Consider the following 351-nt stretch of genomic DNA (forward strand, 5'->3'; position numbering starts at 1 on the left):
ACACTGGTCCGCATGAGCGACAGGCCCGGTGGATGGACCGACGACAACCGCGACGACCGCTACGGACGGGGCAGTGACAGCGCCCAGCCCGAGGGTGCCCGTGTGATGCGGCACGTCCAGCGGCACCCCGCACCGCCGCCGCAGCGCCCGGCGCCGCCTCAGCAGTATCCGGCGCCGCCGCAACAGCGCCGTCCGGAGCCGCCGCGGTACTCCGACGGCTATGACGACAACGCCGGGTACGACAACGGTTACGGCGCCGGTCAGGTCTACGGCGGCGGCAACGGCGGCGGCCGGGGTTACGGCGGCGGTGGCGGCGGTTACGTCCAGGGCCGGCCCGCACCGGACTGGCGC

Annotated in this window: 1 pseudogene; it reads left to right on the plus strand. The window is 74.9% G+C overall.

The window, feature by feature from the left end:
* Positions 1 to 12 precede the first annotated feature (12 nt).
* Positions 13 to 351 (plus strand): annotated as a pseudogene (locus tag AC1DYK_RS36410) (hypothetical protein); the annotation flags it as partial.

Source organism: Variovorax sp. P2_H12, from assembly GCF_056403395.1.